2 protein-coding genes are annotated in these 991 nt (G+C 71.7%); one reads left to right on the top strand and one right to left on the bottom strand.

What is annotated here, in order from left to right:
* Window positions 1–90 precede the first annotated feature (90 nt).
* Window positions 91–555: a peptide-methionine (R)-S-oxide reductase MsrB gene (gene msrB / locus D180_RS11465; protein WP_017912901.1), complete on the bottom strand. Its 465-nt coding sequence runs from the start codon at window positions 553–555 to the stop codon at window positions 91–93.
* A gap of 138 nt (window positions 556–693) precedes the next feature.
* On the opposite strand from msrB, the gene D180_RS11460 reads away from it, so the two are divergent.
* Window positions 694–991 (top strand): hypothetical protein (locus tag D180_RS11460; RefSeq protein WP_017912900.1); only part of this gene is annotated, 298 nt, incomplete at its 3' end.

Below are 991 nucleotides of genomic sequence, written 5' to 3'. Positions count from 1 at the left end.
AGGCGGCCAGGGCCAGCGGCAGGAACAAAAGGGGAAGCGACGAGGTACGCATGCCGGTGGTCTCCCTGTGGCGGCGCGGCTGCGCCGGAATCAGGCCGGTTCGGTCTCGCCGCCGCCGCGGTGCAGCGGGTTGGGCAGCGCCTGGCCCTGTTCGGTGAACTGCAGCGACACCGAATTCAGGCAGTGGCGCTCGCCGCTCGGCGGCGGGCCGTCCGGAAACACGTGGCCGAGATGGCTGTCGCAGCGGGCGCAGACGATCTCGGTGCGGATCATGCCGTGGCTGGTGTCGCGTATCTCGCGCACGTGGTCGGGGTGGTAGGGCGCGAAGAAGCTCGGCCAGCCGGTGCCGGAATCGAACTTGGCGCTGGAGCGGAACAGCGGCAGCCCGCACATCCGGCAGGTGTAGACGCCCTCCAGCTTGTTGTCCAGGAATACGCCGCAGAACGGCGCTTCGGTGCCGTGCTGCAGCAGCACCCGGCGTTCCTCCGCGTTCAGTCCGCCGATCAACTGCTCGCGCTCGGCAGCGGTAGGAGGCGTGAGGTCGAATCGGCTCATGGCGGGGCCCGTGGCTGGAGGAGGGGAAAACAACATGAGGGCTGTACGGGGTGGATCAAGCGCGCCGCGCCGCGTCGACGCCGAGTTGGCGATGCGCTAGCGTGGAGCGCTCTCTTGCGGCCCATCGATGGAGCCACCGTGAAGCGCCTGCTGCCCTGCGTTGCCATCGCCCTGCTCGTGCCGGCGCTCGCCGCCGCGCAGAGTCTCCAGCCAGTCCCCGGCGCGCCGGCCGGCAATCGCGACGCCAACACCCTGCAGTCCGCGCCGCCGCCGGCGCCCTCGGTGGCCAGCCGTCTCGACGAGCGTCCACCTGCCTCGACGACCGCTCCCAAGGCCGCGCCGGTGCCCTCCAGCCTGGACGACCGGCCGCAAGGAAAGGCCCGGCACACGCGCCCGGCCAGTCCGGCGGTACCGGCCGCCGCGCTCGCCGACCCGT

Source organism: Xanthomonas sp. SHU 166, assembly GCF_000364685.1.
Classification (GTDB): domain Bacteria; phylum Pseudomonadota; class Gammaproteobacteria; order Xanthomonadales; family Xanthomonadaceae; genus Xanthomonas_A; species Xanthomonas_A sontii.
Note: the sequence above shows the minus strand (reverse complement) of the source record. Positions and strands in the feature narration are given on the sequence as shown.

What these genes read in the sequence shown, in the direction of transcription:
- msrB (WP_017912901.1), bottom strand. Translation starts at nt 555, where the DNA reads ATGAGCCGATTCGACCTCACGCCTCCTACCGCTGCCGAGCGCGAGCAG.